Source organism: Pseudoalteromonas sp. QJM3NY_22, assembly GCF_056173065.1.
This window is the reverse complement of record NZ_JBWBTZ010000002.1, coordinates 143,946-164,716: the sequence shown is the minus strand read 5'-3', so window position 1 is coordinate 164,716 and position 20,771 is coordinate 143,946. Positions and strand designations below refer to the sequence as shown.

The window sequence follows — 20,771 nt, the reverse complement described above, 5'->3', positions numbered from 1 at the left end:
ACGCTATAAGTGCCATGACCGAATTAAAACGTTTAAATAAATTTATTAGTGAAACAGGATTTTGTTCACGCCGCGAAGCCGATAAATATATTGAGCAGGGTCGTGTCAGCGTTAATGGCTACTCTCCAGAAATGGGCGTAAAAGTAGCCGCTACCGATGTTGTATTAATTGATGGCAAGCCACTTAAAGCCACACCAAAGCGCGTTTATATCGCTTACAACAAACCCGTTGGTATTACGTGTACTACCGAAAGTAAAATTCAAAGTAATATTATACGAGCAGTTAACTATCCTTCGCGTATATTTCCAATAGGGCGCTTAGATAGACCGTCTGAAGGGCTTATATTTTTAACTAACGAAGGCGACATCGTTAATAAAATTTTGCGTGCGGGCAATAATCACGAAAAAGAATACGTTGTTACGGTGGATAAACCGCTTAATCGTCAGTTTGTTACAAAAATGGCTAATGGTGTTCCTGTTTTAGATACCGTCACTAAGAAATGTAAAGTCACGCAAAGTGGCCCTAAAGAATTTAAAATAGTACTTACCCAAGGTTTAAACCGCCAAATACGCCGCATGTGTGAATATTTAGGTTACGAAGTGGTTACGTTAAAGCGCACTCGTATAATGAACGTAACACTAAAAGGTTTAAAGGTAGGGCAGTGGCGTCATTTGTCTGATACTGAAATGGCGCAAATAAACGACTCAATTTCTGACTCAGGTAAAACCCAAGAGCATTCGCTTGATACTAACAAACAATCAGAAAATAATACGCCGTCGGCTCCCAAAAAACGTGATTTTCAGGGTGAAAACCCTCGCCGTTTTAATAAAGGCGAACAAAGTGGCGAGCGTAATACTGAGCGAAGTTCAAATCGCAACTCTGAGCGTAGTAATGCTAATGGCGAGCGCAAAAATGAGCGCAGTAAAGCACCTTATCAAAAGCGTTCTACCACGTATGTTGGTAAGCCAAAAAGTATTAAAGAGAATAAGTCGTCTAATGCTAAATCAGACTCACAACCAAGCTCAGGCCGTATTCTCAGTTTAAAAAAATAATGTGCAGCTAAGTGGTGGTGTTATACCACTTAGCTTAATTAAGTGTGCTATTTTGAGGTAAGAAATAGTGTCGATAACAAGGCAAAAATTTCTTATTTAGTTGTTATCAGTAATTGCCCCTGCATTGCTCTACCTTCTGCATCCATGCAGTCGTATATCAGAAGTTTTTAACACAGTTAGCGTCAGGCTTAAGCCCTCAAATTGATCAAGTATTATTACGGATTGATATTAGATACTAAAATGTCTCTAAGCTGAGTCAGCGTAATTTCACTCTATTACGAATTTAAGGTTTGTCTAAATCTCTATTTTAAATCCATTAAATAGCTTATTTATGTCGTTATATGAGTTATTGTCAAATCTGGTGTATGAGCTCATCTTGATGCTCTGTTTGATCTTGAGTTATTCTTTCGCCGTCTTTAAATTTTACCCCTGTAATTACTTCAGCCAGTAGCTTAAATCCTCGCAAGCGGTACCATTTTTTCTCTGCCGACTGCGCGAGTTTAAAAACCATCATTAAGGTGGTTGTCCGGCTGCCACAACTCTTCACTTTATGCGTTCTCAGCCTTACCGTCGCAAACGTTGACTCTATCGGATTACTCGTTCTTATGTGCATCCAATGCTCAGCAGGATAATCATAAAATGCCAGCATTTCATCTTTATCCTTCATCAAGCAATCCGTCGCTTTTGGGTATTTGACTGAGTAATTTTTAACAAATAAATCATACGCTTTATAAGCAGAAGCTCGACTCTCTGCCATCCAGATATCTTGTAAATTCGCTTTGATTTTAGGTTGCATTGATTTCGGCACTTTGTTTAGCACATTCGCGATTTTATGCACCCAGCAACGTTGATGTTGGGTTGTTGGCCATACTTTGGTGAGGGCATTCCAAAACCCCAGCGCACCATCCCCTATGGCCAATTTTGGTGGTATTGTTAGACCCTGTGAGCGCAGTTGATTTAACACTTCAGTCCAGCTCTGCTCAGACTCACGAACCCCGTCAACCACCGCCAATAGCTCCTTTCTGCCCGTTTCATCTACCCCCATAATTACCAGTAAGCACAGCTTATCATCCATTCGAATTTTACTGTAAATCCCATCGGCCCAGATATACACATATCGACGTTTAGCCAAGGAACGTTTAGACCACTGCTGATACTCCGTTTCCCAGGTGGATTTCAACCGAGAGACACTATTGGCCGACAAACCTTTGGCTTGCTCGCCTAAAAGAGACACTAAAGCGGGCTGCATATCACCCGTCGAAATTCCTCGTAAATAGAGCCATGGGATCAGCTCTTCGATATTTTTTGTCCGTTTCAGATAAGGCGGGATCAAGGCACTATTGAATTTAATGCCTTCCTTTTTTCGATCCCTGACTTTAGGTATTTTGACCTCAATATCACCAAGGCCTGTTTGGATCGTACGCTCAGGCTGGTGACCATTTTTGACGATCCGCTGAAGTCCCTCGACGGTCTCATGCTGGTATTGAGCCAATAAAACAGCCAACTCAGCCTCAATCGCTTGAGCTAACAACTGCTGCGCCCCGCTTTTAAGCAACTGCTCTAACGGATTGTCTGGTTTTTCAATGGAAATAACATTATCATTTTCAGTCATTGCGATGTCTCTCTGGTTAATTGTTGATCCGGTCAAGATCAATTAACAGATTACATCGCAATGACTTTTTCTCATACACCAGAAACGACTATAGCTCTCGTTATATTAGGGCGTGTTGATCTTTGCGGTATAAAAAACAAACAGCATAAGGATAAGGTATAATTGAATTCGCTAAAAAACATTACACGAACCCTCATGCCAAGATTAATGTTAACAGACGCGACATGGAATGTCTTATCAAAAGTAATGCACTTAAGTGGTCGAATTTATAATAAGCCTGAGCATAGAAAAACGCTCGAAGGCATACTCTATAAGATGCGTACCGGTATTCCTTGGCGAGATTTACCGTCTTATTTCGGCTCGTGGAGTGCTATTTATAGACGATTTAATTTATGGTCCAAAAAAGATATTTTGAATGAATTATTTCGAGTGTTATCCCACTATGCTGATATGGATTGGATCTTTATTGATGGCAGTTGACGTGGTCAACTAAATTCAGTCACCCTAGTTAAGAAACCATATCTAATGTTTCGATTCGTTCTTCAAAGTCATTTGGGCTTTGATAATTTAAGTACGAATGTAAGCGACGACTGTTGTACCACATACAGATGTAATTCATTACATCCTGTTGAGCCTCATAACGCGTTGGGTAGTTTTTCCAATGCACGCGCTCTTGCTTCAAACTACCGAAGAAGCTTTCTGCAACAGCATTATCCCAGCAACAGCCTTTCTTACTCATGCTACCAATGAAGTCATTTGACTTGAGCAATTTACGATATTGGTGGCTTGCATATTGAACCCCTTGATCTGAATGGATAATTAACCCTGTTTTGGGCTGGCGTTGCCACATCGCCATAGTCAGTGCGTCACAGACAAGCTGCGCTTTCATTCGTGAGCCCATGCTCCAACCAACGACTTTTCGCGAATATAAATCAATCACTACCGCCAGATACAACCAACCTTCTGCAGTCCAAACATAAGTGATATCTTGTACCCAGGCTTGATCAGCTGCTTCAACGTTGAAGTTTTGCTCAAGTACATTGGGATAAATAGGCTTATTATGCTCACTATTCGTTGTCACTTTGTATCTCTTTTTATAACGCACCCAGACATTTGCCTCTTTCATTAGCTGTGCTGTTTTGTAACGACTCACCGGAAAACCGAGTGCATTTAAGACTTTCTGAATACGCCTTTCACCGTAAGTATTATCACTGAAGTGCGCTATGTCCTTGACACAATCAATCATTTCTTGATGTGTTGGATCCTCTGATTTAGTTGAGAATCGCTTTTGATAACTATAGTAATTGTTACTTTTTACACCCAGTATTCGGCACATTGTCGCCACAGGCCAGGTCTTCTTGTATTGGGTTATGAACGAATATTTCACTTCGTTTCTTTGGCAAAGAAGACCGTCGCTTTTTTTAATATTTCACGCTCCATTTCTAGGCGTTTCACTTGCGCTTTTAGCTCTCTGATCTCTTCTTGCTCAGGGGTTAAATTACCGTTCCCTCTAAAAGCATGCCCATCATCATTTTCAGCTTCTTTTATCCAGCGACCAAGCATGTTGGGATTTACCCCTAAATTTCTAGAGGCTTCTGCTTGTGAGTAGTTTTGCTCAACAACTAATGCGATAGCATCAAGTTTAAATTCTTTGGAATACTTTTTACGTTTTGTCATTATCGATCTCCAGTTAAGTTGATTATCTCTTAACTGGGGTAGTCGAATCCATTAAACCACGTCAAGTATTGTCAGGGCTCACCAGCATAGTTGCGGTGCAAGAACCGCTGACAATGAATCAATCGGTAAGAGTCGAGGTGGTAATTCGACTAAAATTCATCTTGCAGTAGATAGCGGAGGATTGCCTGTTTATTATGAATTATCCTGTGGAAATACGCATGATATCGTCCATGCAGAGTCACTTGTAGCCAATTGCCCAACGAGTAATGTTGTTGTCGCAGATAAAGGCTACGATAGTGAAAAACTAAGAGAGTTTATTCGTGACAATAGCGCTACACCCGTTATTCCACGCAAGGATAACAGTTTAGTGGGTAATGAAGATATTGACTGGTGCATGTACAAATATAGGCACTTAGTTGAGAATGCCTTTGGTCGGATCAAACAATATAGAGGGATAGCCACACGGTATGAAAAGCTTGAGCGGAATTATCATTCCATGCTCGCTTTAGCATTCACTATGATGTGGCTACCAATATGGGCTGATTAATATATATACTACAAAGATCAACAGCCCCTAGGCGTATATACAGTAAAGCCTAATTTATATTGTGCATTAACAAGTACACTTAGTTATATGTTGGGTAAGCTGTTAAGATGCGCCGTCTTAATAATGTAGAAAGGTTATAGAAGTAGCATGTCAAAGTTTTTCTTTATGGGTAAGCCCGATATAATGGGTAAAAATAACAGTAGCGGATTTTCGCCAAAACGTACCGCAAAGGTAGGGACAGAGTTACATCCGCTAACATTAATTGTAAACTCGGCTGAACGACAATCTGAAGTACAAGCAATATTAGCAGAGCATTCGCTGTTTGCTTCGATTGAAGTTAAAGCAGACGTACCAGAAGATATTCGCGAACTAGACTTTGCGCTTAGCAAGTCAACACCACAAGTATTTGATAAAGTACCAGAGCGTAACACACCTTGTGTATGTGGTAGCGGCAAAAAATACAAAAAGTGTTGCGGCTAATTTATTAACCACTCAATATGTGGCCTTTCTTTTTTCATCGGTATTAAATAAAAATGCCACTGACCTTGAGCCAGTGGCATTTTTTTATGTTAACCGATTAGATGTTTAACTACTTACGCGGTTCGTAATCAATTCTAAATATAACCGTGTAAAGTACTGGCACTACAATGAGGGTTAGTATGGTGGCAAAGCCTAAACCGAACATTATGGTTACCGCCATTGACTGGAAGAACACGTCAAATAGCAGCGGGATCATACCTAAAATAGTGGTTATAGCGGCCATAGCAACTGGGCGTACACGACTCACACCAGAGTCAAATACGGCTTCATAAGGCGATTTACCTTCACTCAATTCGAGATTTATTTGATCGACCAGCACAATCCCATTTTTGATCAACATACCGCTTAAGCTTAACAAACCAAGCAAACCCATAAAGCTAAATGGTGTATTCATAATCAATAACCCTGCACTTACGCCAATAATAGCAAGAGGCACGGTTGCCCAAATTACCAAAGGTTGTTTAACTGAGTTGAATAATAATACAGTTACTGCAAACATAGCTAAGTAACCTAATGGTAAAGAGCCAAATATTGCTTTTTGAGCTTTGCTTGATGACTCAAACTCGCCGCCCCATTCCAGTTGGTAACCACGTGGCAGTTCCATATTCTCTATTGGGCCGCGAATACGCGCAAATAGTTTAGCTGGGGTTTCATCGCCGAGTACATTATGATCGGCCATCACAGTAATAGTACGTTTACGGTCGCGGCGCATTATTAGGCTGTCTTCCCATTGTACAATAAACTCGTCTACTACTTGGGTTACTGGTACAAATACACCAAGTACTGGGCTGTATATTTGAAGGTCGTGAACGCTTTCTACGTTTAAGCGCTCGTTAGCCGGGGATCGTGCAATAATAGGCAGCAACTGCGTACCATCACGATATACACCTACTTGCTTACCTGACAAACTGGTGAGTAATATATCATCCAAGTCTGATTTGCTAATGCCTAAGCGGCGTGCTTTTTGTTCGTTAAACTGTGGGCGAATCATTTTGGTACGTGCGCGCCAGTCATTACGAATATTGTATGCGCCATCATCGTTACCAATCAGTTCTTCGGCTTTAGCGGCCAGTTGCCTTAAAATAACAGGATCAGGGCCCGAAAAACGGGCTTCTATTTTGGCATCGGTAGAAGGGCCTATTTCCATTGGTTTAATTTTAAGTTGTGCAGAAAGCGCATACTGATTTGAATAATCACGGACTTTTTGCATTATAGTGGCAACAGCTTCCCTATCGGCAACACGAACAATCAATTGGCCATAAGCTGGGTATGACTTTTCTGGCGCGTAGGTAAGCATAAAGCGCGGTGCGCCTTGCCCTGTGGTACTTGTTACTTCTTCAACGAGTTCTTCTTTTTGTAAAAACGCCTCAAGCTGTTTAACTCCCTCAAGGGTTGAGCGAACATCAGAACCTTGTGCTTGCCAGTAATCTACATAAAACATAGGTGTATTAGAGGCAGGAAAGAATGACTGTTTTACAGAGCCAAAACCAACAACCGCAGTACACAGTAAAACAACCATTAATATAAGCGTGGTTTTTCTAAAGTGTAGAGAAAAATCTAATACAGCCTTATAGCCATTAAAAATAAAGCCTTTGTATGGGTCTTCATCTTCTTGGTCATTTTCGCCTTTGAATTGAGTTTCTTTAAACATCAAATTGGCAAAAAATGGCGTTAATGTAATAGCTGTTATCCAACTTAATAAAAGCGAAATAAACAGCACCCAAAATAAGCTACCGGCAAATTCACCACTGGCATCAGAGCTTAAACCTATTGGTGCAAACGCGGTTACCGCAATGACTGTTGCACCTAGTAAAGGCCACTTAGTTTGTTCAACAATATTAACTGCTGCTTTGAGTTTTGTTTGGCCACGTTTAAGGTTTATTAGTATCCCTTCGGTTACTACTATTGCGTTATCAACCAGCATCCCTAGTGCAATAATAAGTGCCCCAAGCGATATGCGCTGTAAATCGATAGCAAACAACTTCATAAATATAAACGTACCTAGTACGGTCAGTAGTAAAATACCACCAATTAAAATGCCGCTTTTTAGCCCCATAAACAAAAGCAAAACCACAATTACAATCGCAATAGCTTCAACCAAGCTGATAATAAATCCATCAACTGACTTTTCAACTTCTTTAGGTTGATTGTATACCGAACTAATATCAATGCCATGTGGTCGTTGATACTCAAGCGATGCCAAGTGTTCATCTATATGCTTGCCTATATCAACCACGTTAACACCAGAGGTAAATGACACACCTATTAATAATGCTTGTTCATTATTGTAGCGAATAATATTACTTGGTACTTCGGCATATTCTCTGTGTACCTTGGCTACATCACCTAAGTAAATTAGCTCACTTGCGCCTGTTTTTGAAATCAGTAGCGTTTCAAGCTCTTTTACATTTTTAAACTCACCCGTTGGATGAAAACGGATTGATTCATCGCCTACGCGAATTTTACCCGCGTTTGATACCGTGTTTTGCGATTGTAAAAGTTGAAATATATGACTAGGAGCTATGCCTAATTGCGCTAATTTACGAGTCGATATCTCTACCATAACCTGTGCTTGCTGCTCTCCAGCAACGGTAACTTTACTAACCCCCTTAACAAGTACCAGCTCGCGCTTTAAATAGTCTACGTAATCTTTAAGTTCATCATACGAATAGCCATCGCCTGTAACCGAATACATCACACCGTATACGTCGGCAAAATCATCTAAAATTATACTTGGGTAGACACCGGTAGGTAATGAGGGGGAGAGATCATTAATTTTACGACGCATTTCATCCCATATTTGTCGCAGTTGTTCTTTACGGTAGGTGCTTTTCATTTCTACTGTAATTTGCGATTTTCCATTTGACGAAATTGACGTTACATAATCGACATAAGGTAATTGCTGAATCGCATTTTCGATAGGGAAGGTTACTTCTTCTTCAACTTGTTGCGGTGAAGCACCTGGGTACATGGTTATAACCATGGCCTTTTTGAGTGTAAATTCAGGGTCTTCTAATTGCCCTAAATCAAAATACGATACGCTACCACCAATTAATAGCAGCAACGTAAACATCCAGCTGATTACTTTTTTTTCTATAGAGAGTTGTGCAAAGCTCATTGTTATAAGCCTCGCTCTTTATTCCACGCGCGTACCTTCATTCCTTCTTTTATTGAGTGTACACCCGCAGCCACAACTATTTGACCTTCTTTAATGCCGCTTAGTACTTCAATGCCGTCGCGATGAAGTTGACCAATTTCTACCGCTTGCTTATGAACCTGACCTGTTTGCTCGTCGTAAAGCCAAACATATGCATTGTTTTTAATGGTTTCTTGAGGATCAGAAAAAACGGATTCTATAGGTAAAATTGTGTAAGCAACTTGTGAGTTAGTTACTTTACTCAAATCAATTAGTACACTGCCTGTCATGCCAGCAAGTAAATTAAAGTCATCGGGTACAGGCAGAGAAAAAACAACTTTATAAGTAAGTGTTGCAGGGTCTGCTTGCGTATCCCATTCTTTTATCGTTAAGGTGTATTCTTTGTCGTCGTAACCGTCAAATTTAACAGTAGGTTGGTAGCTAGTGCCTTTATTAAAGCGTGCAACTATTTTTTCAGGAACTTGTATTTCAACGTCCATTAAATCGCGGGTTTCTAAACGTAATATATTTTGCTTCGCTTGAATATTTTCAAAGTTTTTAACAAATACTTTAGCGACGATGCCACTAAAAGGAGCACGTAATTCACTGTACTCAAGGTTTGTTTCAGCTATTTTGAATGCTGATTCAGCAACTTGCATATCAGCAGTTGCTTTATCGAGCTCTGATTGGCTAGTAATTCGTTTTTCAAATAATTGTTCTATCCGGTTAAGTTGAGATTTTGCAAGTTCATACCTAGCTTTTCTATCATCATATTGCAATTCAAAATCTTCAGGATCGAGCTTTGCCAATAGTTGGCCTTTCTCTACATGTTCGCCTGCTAAGACAGGAAATTTTACAAGCTCGCCATTTACTCTAAAAGCAAGGTATGACCCTTGGTTTGCAACAACTTCAGCAGGAAAGCTGCGAATGTTAATTTGAGAATCATGACCTATGTTGAATAATTTAACAGGGCGAATGGGCTCTTCTTTAACTTGTTGTTCTGGCTCAGAACAGGCTATTAAGCTAAGTAAGGTCGTTGTTAATAAACATAGACGAAAGAGTTTCATGTCTTCTCCGTTGCAGTGATGGCAAAATAATTAAGTGCAGCATACGCTGCAAACATATAAAATAAAAATCATTAAATTTTAGAAACTCAATAAGTTTTACTTATAATGTTGCAGAGCGGTATATGAAGCTGAATCAATTAATAATTTTAGATGCCATAGTGCAAAGCGCAAGCTTAAGTGGGGCAGCACTAAAGCTACATAAAACGCAGCCCGCGCTTACACTTGCTATTAAAAAACTAGAAGAAAAAATAGGATTTGAGTTACTAGATAGAAGTAAGTACCGATTACAGCTTACTGAAAAAGGGCGTATTTTTCACCGCGAGGCGCAGCAACTCCTGCATGCGAACGGCGAGTTAGCACAGCTTGCTAAAGAATTAGCACTCGGGAATGAGCCCCAATTTAGAATTTGTTACGAACAACTTTGCCATATGCAAAGTTACAACGAGATCATAAGTAATACTTTTAGGTTGTTTACCAGCACGGAATTTAGCTTAACAAGCGGGAAGCGCTTTATTTCGTTAGAGCAAGTAAATAATGGGCAAGCCGAATTAGGCATTGGCCCGTGGTTTGATTTATTCCATGCGACAGGCGATTTAGAAAGTGTACCCATAGGCAGGCTCGATATTGGCATTGTCAGCGCTAAAGGCGTACTTCCTCAAAAGCTAACCTATAGCGAACTGCAAACGTATCCGTGTTTAGCCATGTTTGAAAGTGACTTGAGTATCGACAGTGACAGACTATCGTACTCAAAAGGCTCGGCCATGATGAAAATTGATGATGTATCGACCTTAAAATCGTTTTTACTCTCAGGCGCGGGTTGGGCAATGATGAGCCTAGAGCACTGCGACCCTGAAATAAAAGCAGGCTTACTTCAAGAAATACACATAACTGACCGTGAGCATAAGTTTAGTGCACAAATTAGAGCCTTTAGACAACATGCAGTGCACCATGGCCCTGTAGCGCGCACTATATGGGAGCAATTTAGAGTACTTAGTGAGGCGTATTTAAATGAACGCTGATATTGATAAAGAAACACTCATTTATACTGTTATCGCAGGCATACCAACAGGAAAAGTAGCAAGCTACGGGCAAGTTGCAGCTCTTGCGGGCTACCCGCAAAACTCACGGTTGGTGGGGCGCTTATTAAAAATGATGCCAAACGACTCAATTATACCTTGGCACAGGGTAGTGAATAGCCAAGGTAAAATATCATTCCCTGCAGGTAGCGAAAAATACCAAGAACAACGCGAAAAGTTATTATCAGAAGGCGTACTGTTTAAAAACGACAAAGTGAATATGCGCGAGTGCAGGTGGGAGTGATATGACTATTATTGGCAGGTAAGTGCCATAGCTGACCTCTAGGCGTGAATTGATACTCTGTTGGGTGGCGCCTTCGGCTTAAGCAATCTACCTTTTGACGTAGGTCGGATAAGTGGCTTCGCCATGCCATCCGACACAGTAAAATACCTTGCCAATTATTATCAATATTTTATGTTGTCAACTGGCTGGAGAGTGCCAGAAGCAGACGTTTAACAACTTTCTAAAAATTTGTTTTATGAAGTGCAGCAATTTCCCATCCAGAAAATTCAAGACCATCATCAACTAAAAAGCTGCTTGGCTCGAATTCCATTGGGTTAACACCTGACATTATAAGTTTTTGTATTTTATCTTTTTGTTCACTCGTTAACGTCTTCCACCATAAAGGGGAAGTAAAAGTATTTTCTGCTACTGCGAAAAAGAACCTAATTAGTGCGCTAAAAATTTTACTTTCATCTATGGCCAATAGTGAATTAATGAAGCCTAAAACTTTTTTTGATTCTTTTACCCAACTAAAAACTACATACCCTTTCCCGTCACTAGAAAATGAATTGAAAATCAGTTGCTGAGCATCAACACTTAAATCTCCTAAATCTTGAATAAAGTTGCCAGAAAAATCACTTATTGGTGCAACAATTGATGAAACAGCCACAGGCATAGGTTCTGACGATTCGATAATCAGATGAGATAAATTACCAGTTGTGTTACCAAGAAGTTGATCATCAAGTTGATGCTTTAGCTCGGAAAGCTCCTTGATAGCAGCATTAATACCCAGCTGTTGAACAGCTGCAAACTTCTGCAGGAACATTTGCTCTAATGGTTGCCTACCTCTATCACCACCTTTAATAAACTCAGATGTATTAAGCATGCCCTCTTTAGCATACAGCTCTTTTGCAACTGAACGGTACATCAGAGCTAAACATTGCTCTTCATCTCCAACAAACACCCTGTCTTCTATACAAGCAAAAAGCGTCTTATCATGAGTAGAACAAAACCCTTTAAACGTCGAAGCTTGATTAATTCCGATTTTCTCTGGGATTAATTTACCTTTATTTATCATTATATTTGGTAAGTTTATTTTTAAGCCCAATACATGGTTACTTTCATCTGCAATTTCTTCCAAGCTACCGCTTTTCGATATGGTATGAGCGTTAATAATTTTTTTACTACATTCATGTTTTAAATCAGGCGAAACGTAACATAATTTTCTTGATGAGTTTTTCTTTGTATGCCCAATTGCTTCACCTTTACTAATAGGAGCTTCATTTTCACGACCATAATGGCAATGTTTAAACTTCTTACCAGAATTACACCAACACTTTTCATTTCGTCCTATTTTCATGTATTCCCACTCACTTCCTGTCTGCTTGCAAAATATGTGATGATTGAACCAAATCTCTTACAATTTTAAAATGCGTAAATCGTACATATTTCTGCCGATATCACGCTCATTTTCTACTTTCTACAGTTTAAACAAATTACCTAAGATATTGCTATCAAATGCTATTTAACCAATCAATTAACGACGATATTAAGCAAATCTCAATGTCCGGTTATCGCTCGAACCAGACCATTCTAATTGGCTTTACCTGCCTAATAAACATAATTACTAATTGAAATATAATGGCAAACACACCCAGCAATAACAAATAAGTGCCAAATAGCGTGGCTAAATTGGGTGCTTTTAGCGCTGTAAAAAAAAGTGCCTAAACTATAAAAAATACCGCCGGCAAGTAGCCAGTAAAGTGCTTTTACATCAACACTTGAATAAAGCGGATATACAATAGCCAGTGCAAACCAACCCATGAGCAAGTAGGTGGCGAGTGATATTTTTTTATTGCCGTTTTTTACAAATACTTTGTACGCAACGCCCGCCAGTGCCACAGTCCAAATAAATGTAAGTGTGGCCCATGACCAAGCACCGGTTAATGAGATTAATAAAAAGGGAGTGTAGGTGCCGGCAATTAATAAGTATATGGCGCAGTGATCGCACTTTTTATAAAAAGCTCTTAAGCGTGGTTGAATACTGGCGTGGTACAAAGTGGACGACAAAAACAGCACAAATAAGCTGCTGCCATAAATTGCAGTACTAATATACGCTTTAGTGCTGGTGGCTTGGCTAAATAAATCCCACATAACAAATGCGGCAAATACAATACCAAGTGCATGACTAATTACGTTTAGTTGTTCTTCTTTTTTAGAATAGGGCGCTTCTAACGACATGACAGATCCTACCACTATTTGAATGAATTTTAGTGTACAAGTGTACGCTGAGTTTTTCAATCTTATAATTTTTATATAAATATAATAATTTATTATTTTTCATAAAGTTGAAACATCAATTTAACCAATGCGTAATTAATAAGACGTAAAAAAGTCGTAATAGTTCGTTAGATTACCGGTAATTCCTAAAAACAATTAACCGGACGAACAGTGAAAAACATGAAAAATAAATTAACAACACGGCCTTTTCTTAAACTTACTAAATTGTCTGTGGCGATGATTTGCGTTACATCAACAAATAGTTTTGCAGATCAAACCATAAATAAAGAACTTGATGAAATAGTGGTTGTTGCTCAAAAGCGTGCGCAATCAATACAAGATGTGCCTGTAACAATAAGTGCCTACGATGGCGACTTTTTAGAAAGCTTAGGTATTGGCGAACTCGACACTTTATCTGAAATAACACCGGGGCTTGTTATTCAAGAGCAAAGCCCTAACAACCCAGGCTTTGTAATTCGTGGTATTACGTCTGATAGTGGGTCGTCTCAATCATCCCCTCGTGTGTCTATTTATTATAACGGAGCAGATGTATCACGCTCTCGTGGCTCATACTTTGAGCTTTTTGATGTAGAAGGGATTGAAGTTGTTAAGGGACCACAAGCGACACTGTTTGGAACAGCAGCTTCTGTGGGGGCTATTAGTGTAGCAACACGTAAACCAGAAAAAGGTTTTTCGGCTCAATTAAAAGCATCCGTTGGTAATTACTCGGCCAAAGGTGTTAGTGGTTTTGTAACGGGTGGTAATGATTTAATGCAAGGCCGTGTTGCTTTTACTTATCGTGAACGTGATGGGTTTATAAAAAATATTGCAGGAGATAGTAACTCCCAAAATCCGGCTGGGTTTAAGCAAGATGATATGCATGCTATTGAGCGTTTTTCTTATCGTCCGTCTTTACGTATTACACCTAGTGACGATGTAACGATTGATTTGGTGTATACGTATGAAAAAAATGATGACTCGGGTACATCTTTTAAAAATGGGCTTTATGCACCAACCGGTGGTGATACAAGTCCATATAGTTTTGTTGAAATGCCAGGTAGTCCGTATGCAGAGTCTGTGTTTGGAAAAAAAGACTTAGGTGTAGAGCGCACAGTTAACGATTTAAATTTAACTGTAAATTGGGATGTAAGTAACGATTTAACAATCACCTCAATTACTGCAGGGCGTAATTTTGACTCTTTAGAAGTGTTTGATGCTGATGGTACACAAGCATGGTTTTTAGAATTTGCAGAAGCTGCAGAGGGCGACCAATTTAGCCAAGAATTACGCGCTGTTTATACGCAGAATAAGTTTACTAGTATTTTTGGTGTGAGTTACTTTGAAGAAGAGGGTAGCCAGCGTATTCCATTTAGTACAGAGGAGTCTATATTCTTAAATTGCTTAGGCGTATTGGGTTCAGGTGTTCCTTGTATTAATAATGATGGTAGCGTTAATATTTTAACGCCAGCATTAACAGGTGGTGCAATAAACGAGTTGCCATATTCATTAGAGTTTACAAACTATGGTGAAAACAAAGCGTACTCAGCGTTTGCTGATGTAACTTATGCTGCAACTGAGGCACTGGAGTTAACAGCGGGTCTTCGTTATATAAAAGAAGAAAAGCGCAGTGGTTATAGCTCTGCTGCACCCAATAGTGTTTTGACGCAAGCGCCATTGTTTACGGTTGATACTAATGGTGAAACATTCTATGGCGATGCTGATTATGATGATTGGCTGCCACGTTTTAATGCGCTTTATATAATAAACCCTACTACAAATATGTATGCGACTATTTCAAAAGGGCGTCGTTCGGAAGTACTTGAAGTAAGTTCAGCTAACGACGAACAAGGGAATGTTGAAGCCTCAATATCAGAAGTTCCAGCGGAAATTATTTGGAACTACGAAACTGGTATTAAAGGCAAAGCGCTTGACGGGCGTTTAGATTACTCTGTCGCTGTATTTTATCAAGATTACTCTAACTTTCAGGTTACGCTACAGGATGATGAAGGCGTTGCGTTTTCTGCTGATGCGGGCTCTGCCACTAATGTTGGCGCAGAGGCTGAAGTAAGGGCGTTAATTAATAATGAGTTTGAGATATTTGCCAATGCGGCTTACCTTGATGCTGAAATAGATGATGACAGTAATAACGGTAACCTCGCAGGCAATAAATTTAGATTACAACCAGAGTGGACGTTTAGTACGGGGCTGTTTTATTCAACAGAATTGTCAAACTCATTTAATTTAACGAGCTCTTTAATATATAGCTACCGCTCTGAAGTGTTTTTTGAGCCAGCAAATGCGCCAATATCAGGCTTAGATATTAGCCAATCTGGGCTTGGATTAGTCAGTGCGCGCTTAGGAATTGCAAGTGGTGATGATTGGGCTGTTAGTGTATTTGCCAGTAATTTATTAAATAAAGAGTACTTAGTTGATGCTGGTAATACTGGAGGAGGATTTGGCAACCCAACATTTGTTGCAGGAGCACCTCGCTTTGTTGGTATTGAGTTAACTCTTGGGTTTGGCGAACAATAATACATTTAACTACTTGATATTTTAATTGAGCCACTGCAAAGTGGCTTTTTTTATGTGACCACTTTAAAAAGTATAATTTCTATATTGGATAAATATGAAACCAGATCTTAAAGCTGCTTTACTTACCGCCATTGTTTATCCTGGAGCGGGGCATTTTTCTTTAAAAAAACACCTTATAGGCGCTATTTTTGCGGGTGTTTTTTCTGTTCTTTTAATTTTAACCCTTCAAGATATATTTGCGATTGCACAGTGTACTGCAAATGAAATTGTACACGGAAAAATCCCCATGTCGGTTACGGCTATTTTAAAAGCCGCGCAACAACCATCTAACGCCTGCGCTCAGCTCGCTGAATATAAGTACGTACCTTTAATGATTGTTATTTGGATATTGAGTATTGCAGATGCCTATCGTTTAGGACGTAAGGTGTTGCCCAATATAATTGACTAAAATGTATGCAAGGTGGTGTTTCTCAATCGATGGCTACCTATTTACTCTACTTAAACATTTTATTTTTACCTAATGTAAAAAAAGTGTAAAAAACAATATATCCCAGACAAAATCTTCGAACTTCGTTAAACATGCCTTTTATTCGAGCTATAGTCGTTTCTGGTGTATGAGAAAAAGTCATTGCGATGTAATCTGTTAATTGATCTTGACCGGATCAACAATTAACCAGAGAGACATCGCAATGACTGAAAATGATAATGTTATTTCCATTGAAAAACCAGACAATCCGTTAGAGCAGTTGCTTAAAAGCGGGGCGCAGCAGTTGTTAGCTCAAGCGATTGAGGCTGAGTTGGCTGTTTTATTGGCTCAATACCAGCATGAGACCGTCGAGGGACTTCAGCGGATCGTCAAAAATGGTCACCAGCCTGAGCGTACGATCCAAACAGGCCTTGGTGATATTGAGGTCAAAATACCTAAAGTCAGGGATCGAAAAAAGGAAGGCATTAAATTCAATAGTGCCTTGATCCCGCCTTATCTGAAACGGACAAAAAATATCGAAGAGCTGATCCCATGGCTCTATTTACGAGGAATTTCGACGGGTGATATGCAGCCCGCTTTAGTGTCTCTTTTAGGCGAGCAAGCCAAAGGTTTGTCGGCCAATAGTGTCTCTCGGTTGAAATCCACCTGGGAAACGGAGTATCAGCAGTGGTCTAAACGTTCCTTGGCTAAACGTCGATATGTGTATATCTGGGCCGATGGGATTTACAGTAAAATTCGAATGGATGATAAGCTGTGCTTACTGGTAATTATGGGGGTAGATGAAACGGGCAGAAAGGAGCTATTGGCGGTGGTTGACGGGGTTCGTGAGTCTGAGCAGAGCTGGACTGAAGTGTTAAATCAACTGCGCTCACAGGGTCTAACAATACCACCAAAATTGGCCATAGGGGATGGTGCGCTGGGGTTTTGGAATGCCCTCACCAAAGTATGGCCAACAACCCAACATCAACGTTGCTGGGTGCATAAAATCGCGAATGTGCTAAACAAAGTGCCGAAATCAATGCAACCTAAAATCAAAGCGAATTTACAAGATATCTGGATGGCAGAGAGTCGAGCTTCTGCTTATAAAGCGTATGATTTATTTGTTAAAAATTACTCAGTCAAATACCCAAAAGCGACGGATTGCTTGATGAAGGATAAAGATGAAATGCTGGCATTTTATGATTATCCTGCTGAGCATTGGATGCACATAAGAACGAGTAATCCGATAGAGTCAACGTTTGCGACGGTAAGGCTGAGAACGCATAAAGTGAAGAGTTGTGGCAGCCGGACAACCACCTTAATGATGGTTTTTAAACTCGCGCAGTCGGCAGAGAAAAAATGGTACCGCTTGCGAGGATTTAAGCTACTGGCTGAAGTAATTACAGGGGTAAAATTTAAAGACGGCGAAAGAATAACTCAAGATCAAACAGAGCATCAAGATGAGCTCATACACCAGATTTGACAATAACTCCTTTTATTCTCCTTTTCCTAATTCACGGCAGTGCTTCGTGAATTTTTTTGTTCAGTTAATGTTAATAATAAGTTGGTACTTTTAACTTACGTAAAATATAATGGGCAATTACTTTGTATTGCTTTTGCGGTTTTACTTTATTACATCAGCGAAATGACGACTGATAACTTCAATTTAAGGAAATATTATGGATAACAGTTTAATTAATCACAACAAAAGGAACTTTAAAGTGACGAGCTTATCGTTAGCTTTATTATTAGGTTGTTCAACAATGGCTAATGCCGCTGTTGAGAAATTAACGGTTAGCGGTAATCAAATTCTTGCTGGTGGTGAAAATACGAGCTTTGCAGGTACCAGCTTATTCTGGAGTAACACGGGGTGGGGGGCTGAAAAATTTTATACCGCAGAAACAGTAGCACGTGCTCATAGCTTAGTTCTTAAGGAACACAGACCGTGTGACTTCCTATCTTAAAACGGCAAATATCATTGTTTTTCTCAATGCTTTGCCGCTTACAATTTACCGCTAGTAGCTCAAATACACGATGTATCTTATGGCTGCACCGTGTTTGTTCTATGCAATCCAGAATATCATCCAACCAAAGATAACTGCACTTACTCGCTCTAAATGTCGAGATCGCACACTTAAACATACCCGCTGCACTATGGCAGATAAAACGCTTGATAAGTGTTTGCAGTATGCTCAGCCAAACCAATGATTCGGCAATATGAGGATCTCGTGTGATGAACCCTTTAAGGTTATTCCATGACTTTAGTTCTTTGAAAAACAACTCAATTTGCCAACGAGTTGCATATATATCGAGTAGTTCGTCAAAGCTAAACTGTGCCTCTTTTAAATTAGTAACAAGGAAAACGGGGCGCTTTTCATTCGGTAAATAGATAAGCCTGTACTCGGGCCCATTTTTCTTCCAACGTACTGTTAATTCAAGTGGTTGGCTTGCGAATTTATCGAGTAACGTTTTGATTTTAATGTTCTTTTCTTTAAGTTCTATACCCGCGCAATAAGCTGATGTAACGATTGGGTTAATGTTTTTATTTGCTCTGATCAAAAAATATCCGCCATCTTGAGCTACTTGCTCAAAGTAATCTAAGTCAAAATACCCAGCATCAGCAAGTAATAACGTATCTTCAAGTGTGTGGCTACCTGGTAAAAAGGCGCGCTCAGTTTCAACATCAGGACGAATATCTATTTCGCAGGGTTGTTCATTAAATAGGTCATAGGTAACGTGCAACTCAATTGCGGCAGGACTTACAGCAGTAAAACGACCAGCAAAAACCTGCGCTAATTCATCATGTAGAGCAAATGAAGAACCATCTTGCAATAACACTCGCTGTATTCCTCGCTGGGTAAAAAAGGTTTTATCCAGCGTGTTTACAGTCAATTTAGACATCGCTTGAATAACGAGCTCACGGACAAGCTCAGTCAAGGCTGGTTTTCGAATTTGATTATGAAAGGGTTTATAACTTATCGTGCAATCAGCCTGCGTTCGCAAGTTTTGATGGATATCTGACAAGTTAGCGTCTTGCAGGCAAGATAAGCTTTTAAATACGGCTTTGAGCAGAGAAACGATCGACAGGCAACGGTGTCGAACTTGAAATCCAGAGGTTTTTGCAAGCTCAATGAGGTGTTTTTCTGAGATAAGGGCTTTTAATTGGTTTGAAACTTGGTTAATCTGCATGTGAACTCTGTTTTTAGTCATGTTTTTATTGGCGTAACTATTTGATCATTAACAGAGTTCAACTTCAAGTTTTCTTAAGATCCAACCTATGAGCACGTGCTAAGTCTGAATTTAATGCAACATTGATTCGCGCGGCAATAGGCCATGGGTCAAGTGCTGGTGGTAGCTTAAATTATGACTGGGATGGGAATATGAGCCGTCTTGATACTGTTGTAAATGCTGCTATTAGCGAAGATATGTACGTTATTATTGACTTTCATAGCCATGAAGCACATACAGAACAGGCTACTGCCGTTCGATTCTTTGAAGACGTAGCTACAAAGTATGGGCAATACGATAATGTTATTTATGAGATTTATAACGAGCCGTTACAAATTTCATGGGCTAACGATATTAAGCCTTACGCCGAAACTGTAATTGATAAAATTAGAGCAATCGATCCTGATAATTTAATTGTGGTTGGTACACCAACATGGTCTCAAGACGTTGATGTGGCATCACAAGATCCGATAGATCGCGCCAATATTGCTTACACTCTGCACTTTTATGCTGGCACGCACGGACAATCATATCGAAATAAAGCGCAAACAGCACTCGACAACGGTATTGCATTGTTTGCTACAGAGTGGGGGACAGTTAATGCTGATGGCAATGGTGGTGTTAATGCTAATGAAACAGATGCATGGATGGCATTTTTTAAAACAAACAATATTAGTCACGCTAACTGGTCTATTAATGATAAAAACGAAGGGGCTTCGTTATTCACCCCTGGCGGCAGTTGGAATTCATTAACCGCTTCAGGCACTAAAGTTAAAGAGATCATTCAAGGTTGGGTTGGCAGTACCGTTGCTTTAGACTCTGATGGCGATGGTATAAGTGACAGCCTTGATCAGTGTGATAATACTCCTGCCGATACAGTGGTTGATAGTATTGGTTGTGCGGTAACTGATGCCGATGCTGATGGTATTAGCGATAGTGTTGATCAATGTCCAAATACACCTGCAGGGGAAACCGTTAATGATGTGGGTTGTGCTGTTGAAGTAGTTGAACCACAAAGTGATGCGGATAATGATGGAGTGAATGATGATATTGATCAGTGCCCAGATACACCCGCTGGTACAAATGTTGATGCAAATGGATGTAGCGTTGTAAGTTCAACCGATTGTAATGGTATTAATACATACCCTAATTGGGTGAAAAAGGATTATTCGGCCGGTCCATTTACACACAATAACACCGACGACAAAATACAATATCAAGGCAATGCATACAGTGCAAATTGGTATACAAACAGCCTTCCAGGAAGTGATGCTTCGTGGACGCTTCTTTATACTTGTAATTAAGCGCGTTTTATAAAATATGCGAAGAAGGTAA

The 20,771-nt window shown here is 39.8% G+C and carries 14 protein-coding genes and 4 pseudogenes; 11 read left to right on the top strand and 7 right to left on the bottom strand.

Translation table 11 applies throughout. The features are described from left to right. Positions 1 to 14 precede the first annotated feature (14 nt). Positions 15 to 1,052 (top strand): 23S rRNA pseudouridine(2604) synthase RluF, encoded by a 1,038-nt coding sequence (gene rluF / locus AC0VZ4_RS21065; RefSeq protein WP_475442027.1) that lies wholly within the window; start codon positions 15 to 17, stop codon positions 1,050 to 1,052. A gap of 352 nt (positions 1,053 to 1,404) precedes the next feature. Here rluF and AC0VZ4_RS21060 read toward each other — a convergent pair whose 3' ends face one another. Then, on the bottom strand, positions 1,405 to 2,664 hold the full coding sequence (locus AC0VZ4_RS21060) for an IS256 family transposase (RefSeq protein WP_475439694.1): 1,260 nt from the start codon (positions 2,662 to 2,664) through the stop codon (positions 1,405 to 1,407). Between the two features lie 195 nt (positions 2,665 to 2,859). On the opposite strand from AC0VZ4_RS21060, the pseudogene AC0VZ4_RS21055 reads away from it, so the two are divergent. Next, positions 2,860 to 3,141, top strand: a pseudogene (locus tag AC0VZ4_RS21055) (transposase); the annotation flags it as partial. A gap of 31 nt (positions 3,142 to 3,172) precedes the next feature. Here the strand turns inward: AC0VZ4_RS21055 and AC0VZ4_RS21050 are convergent. Further along, positions 3,173 to 4,341, bottom strand: a protein-coding gene (locus AC0VZ4_RS21050) for an IS3 family transposase (RefSeq protein ID WP_420713787.1) whose coding sequence is annotated in 2 segments (ribosomal slippage) — positions 3,173 to 4,095 and positions 4,095 to 4,341 — 1,170 coding nt in all. Because the reading frame shifts where the segments join, the coding sequence is not laid out codon by codon here. 64 nt (positions 4,342 to 4,405) lie between these two features. On the opposite strand from AC0VZ4_RS21050, the pseudogene AC0VZ4_RS21045 reads away from it, so the two are divergent. After that, positions 4,406 to 4,888: pseudogene (locus AC0VZ4_RS21045) on the top strand (IS5 family transposase); the annotation flags it as partial. Between the two features lie 147 nt (positions 4,889 to 5,035). Further along, entirely contained in the window at positions 5,036 to 5,368 is a 333-nt protein-coding gene (locus AC0VZ4_RS21040; protein ID WP_007376345.1) for a PBPRA1643 family SWIM/SEC-C metal-binding motif protein, read from the top strand. A gap of 109 nt (positions 5,369 to 5,477) precedes the next feature. Here the strand turns inward: AC0VZ4_RS21040 and AC0VZ4_RS21035 are convergent, their stop codons facing one another. Both AC0VZ4_RS21035 and AC0VZ4_RS21030 read right to left on the bottom strand, forming a co-directional pair. Then, the gene (locus tag AC0VZ4_RS21035; RefSeq protein ID WP_475442026.1) at positions 5,478 to 8,546 is read right to left on the bottom strand and encodes an efflux RND transporter permease subunit; all 3,069 of its coding nucleotides are present in this window, start codon (positions 8,544 to 8,546) and stop codon (positions 5,478 to 5,480) included. Between the two features lie 2 nt (positions 8,547 to 8,548). Continuing rightward, entirely contained in the window at positions 8,549 to 9,631 is a 1,083-nt protein-coding gene (locus AC0VZ4_RS21030) for an efflux RND transporter periplasmic adaptor subunit (protein WP_007376342.1), read from the bottom strand. Positions 9,632 to 9,753: 122 nt separating this feature from the next. On the opposite strand from AC0VZ4_RS21030, the gene AC0VZ4_RS21025 reads away from it, so the two are divergent. Both AC0VZ4_RS21025 and AC0VZ4_RS21020 read left to right on the top strand, forming a co-directional pair. Beyond that, the gene (locus tag AC0VZ4_RS21025; protein WP_475442025.1) at positions 9,754 to 10,650 is read left to right on the top strand and encodes a LysR family transcriptional regulator; all 897 of its coding nucleotides are present in this window, start codon (positions 9,754 to 9,756) and stop codon (positions 10,648 to 10,650) included. Next, on the top strand, positions 10,640 to 10,951 hold the full coding sequence (locus AC0VZ4_RS21020; protein WP_475442024.1) for an MGMT family protein: 312 nt from the start codon (positions 10,640 to 10,642) through the stop codon (positions 10,949 to 10,951). Before AC0VZ4_RS21025 ends, AC0VZ4_RS21020 begins: the two co-directional genes overlap by 11 nt. Positions 10,952 to 11,171: 220 nt before the next feature. Here the strand turns inward: AC0VZ4_RS21020 and AC0VZ4_RS21015 are convergent, their stop codons facing one another. Both AC0VZ4_RS21015 and trhA read right to left on the bottom strand, forming a co-directional pair. Beyond that, positions 11,172 to 12,290 (bottom strand): SEC-C domain-containing protein, encoded by a 1,119-nt coding sequence (locus AC0VZ4_RS21015; protein ID WP_475442023.1) that lies wholly within the window; start codon positions 12,288 to 12,290, stop codon positions 11,172 to 11,174. 251 nt (positions 12,291 to 12,541) lie between these two features. Next, positions 12,542 to 13,171, bottom strand: a complete 630-nt coding sequence (gene trhA, locus AC0VZ4_RS21010; protein WP_197121451.1) for a PAQR family membrane homeostasis protein TrhA — start codon at positions 13,169 to 13,171, stop codon at positions 12,542 to 12,544. Between the two features lie 219 nt (positions 13,172 to 13,390). Here trhA and AC0VZ4_RS21005 point away from each other — a divergent pair, with 219 nt between their 5' ends. The 4 genes and pseudogenes from AC0VZ4_RS21005 to AC0VZ4_RS20990 all read left to right on the top strand — a co-directional run. Beyond that, on the top strand, positions 13,391 to 15,742 hold the full coding sequence (locus tag AC0VZ4_RS21005) for a TonB-dependent receptor (RefSeq protein ID WP_475442022.1): 2,352 nt from the start codon (positions 13,391 to 13,393) through the stop codon (positions 15,740 to 15,742). 94 nt (positions 15,743 to 15,836) lie between these two features. After that, positions 15,837 to 16,190 carry a hypothetical protein gene (locus AC0VZ4_RS21000; RefSeq protein ID WP_033030187.1) on the top strand — a complete coding sequence of 118 codons (354 nt, stop codon included), beginning with the start codon at positions 15,837 to 15,839 and terminating at the stop codon, positions 16,188 to 16,190. Between the two features lie 241 nt (positions 16,191 to 16,431). After that, the gene (locus tag AC0VZ4_RS20995; protein ID WP_475439694.1) at positions 16,432 to 17,691 is read left to right on the top strand and encodes an IS256 family transposase; all 1,260 of its coding nucleotides are present in this window, start codon (positions 16,432 to 16,434) and stop codon (positions 17,689 to 17,691) included. A gap of 196 nt (positions 17,692 to 17,887) precedes the next feature. Then, positions 17,888 to 18,124 (top strand): annotated as a pseudogene (locus tag AC0VZ4_RS20990) (cellulase family glycosylhydrolase); the annotation flags it as partial. A 13-nt stretch (positions 18,125 to 18,137) separates the two neighbouring features. Here AC0VZ4_RS20990 and AC0VZ4_RS20985 read toward each other — a convergent pair. Further along, positions 18,138 to 19,397 (bottom strand): IS4 family transposase, encoded by a 1,260-nt coding sequence (locus tag AC0VZ4_RS20985; protein WP_337119945.1) that lies wholly within the window; start codon positions 19,395 to 19,397, stop codon positions 18,138 to 18,140. A 92-nt stretch (positions 19,398 to 19,489) separates the two neighbouring features. Here AC0VZ4_RS20985 and AC0VZ4_RS20980 point away from each other — a divergent pair. Then, positions 19,490 to 20,740 (top strand): annotated as a pseudogene (locus AC0VZ4_RS20980) (cellulase family glycosylhydrolase); the annotation flags it as partial. Positions 20,741 to 20,771 lie beyond the last annotated feature (31 nt).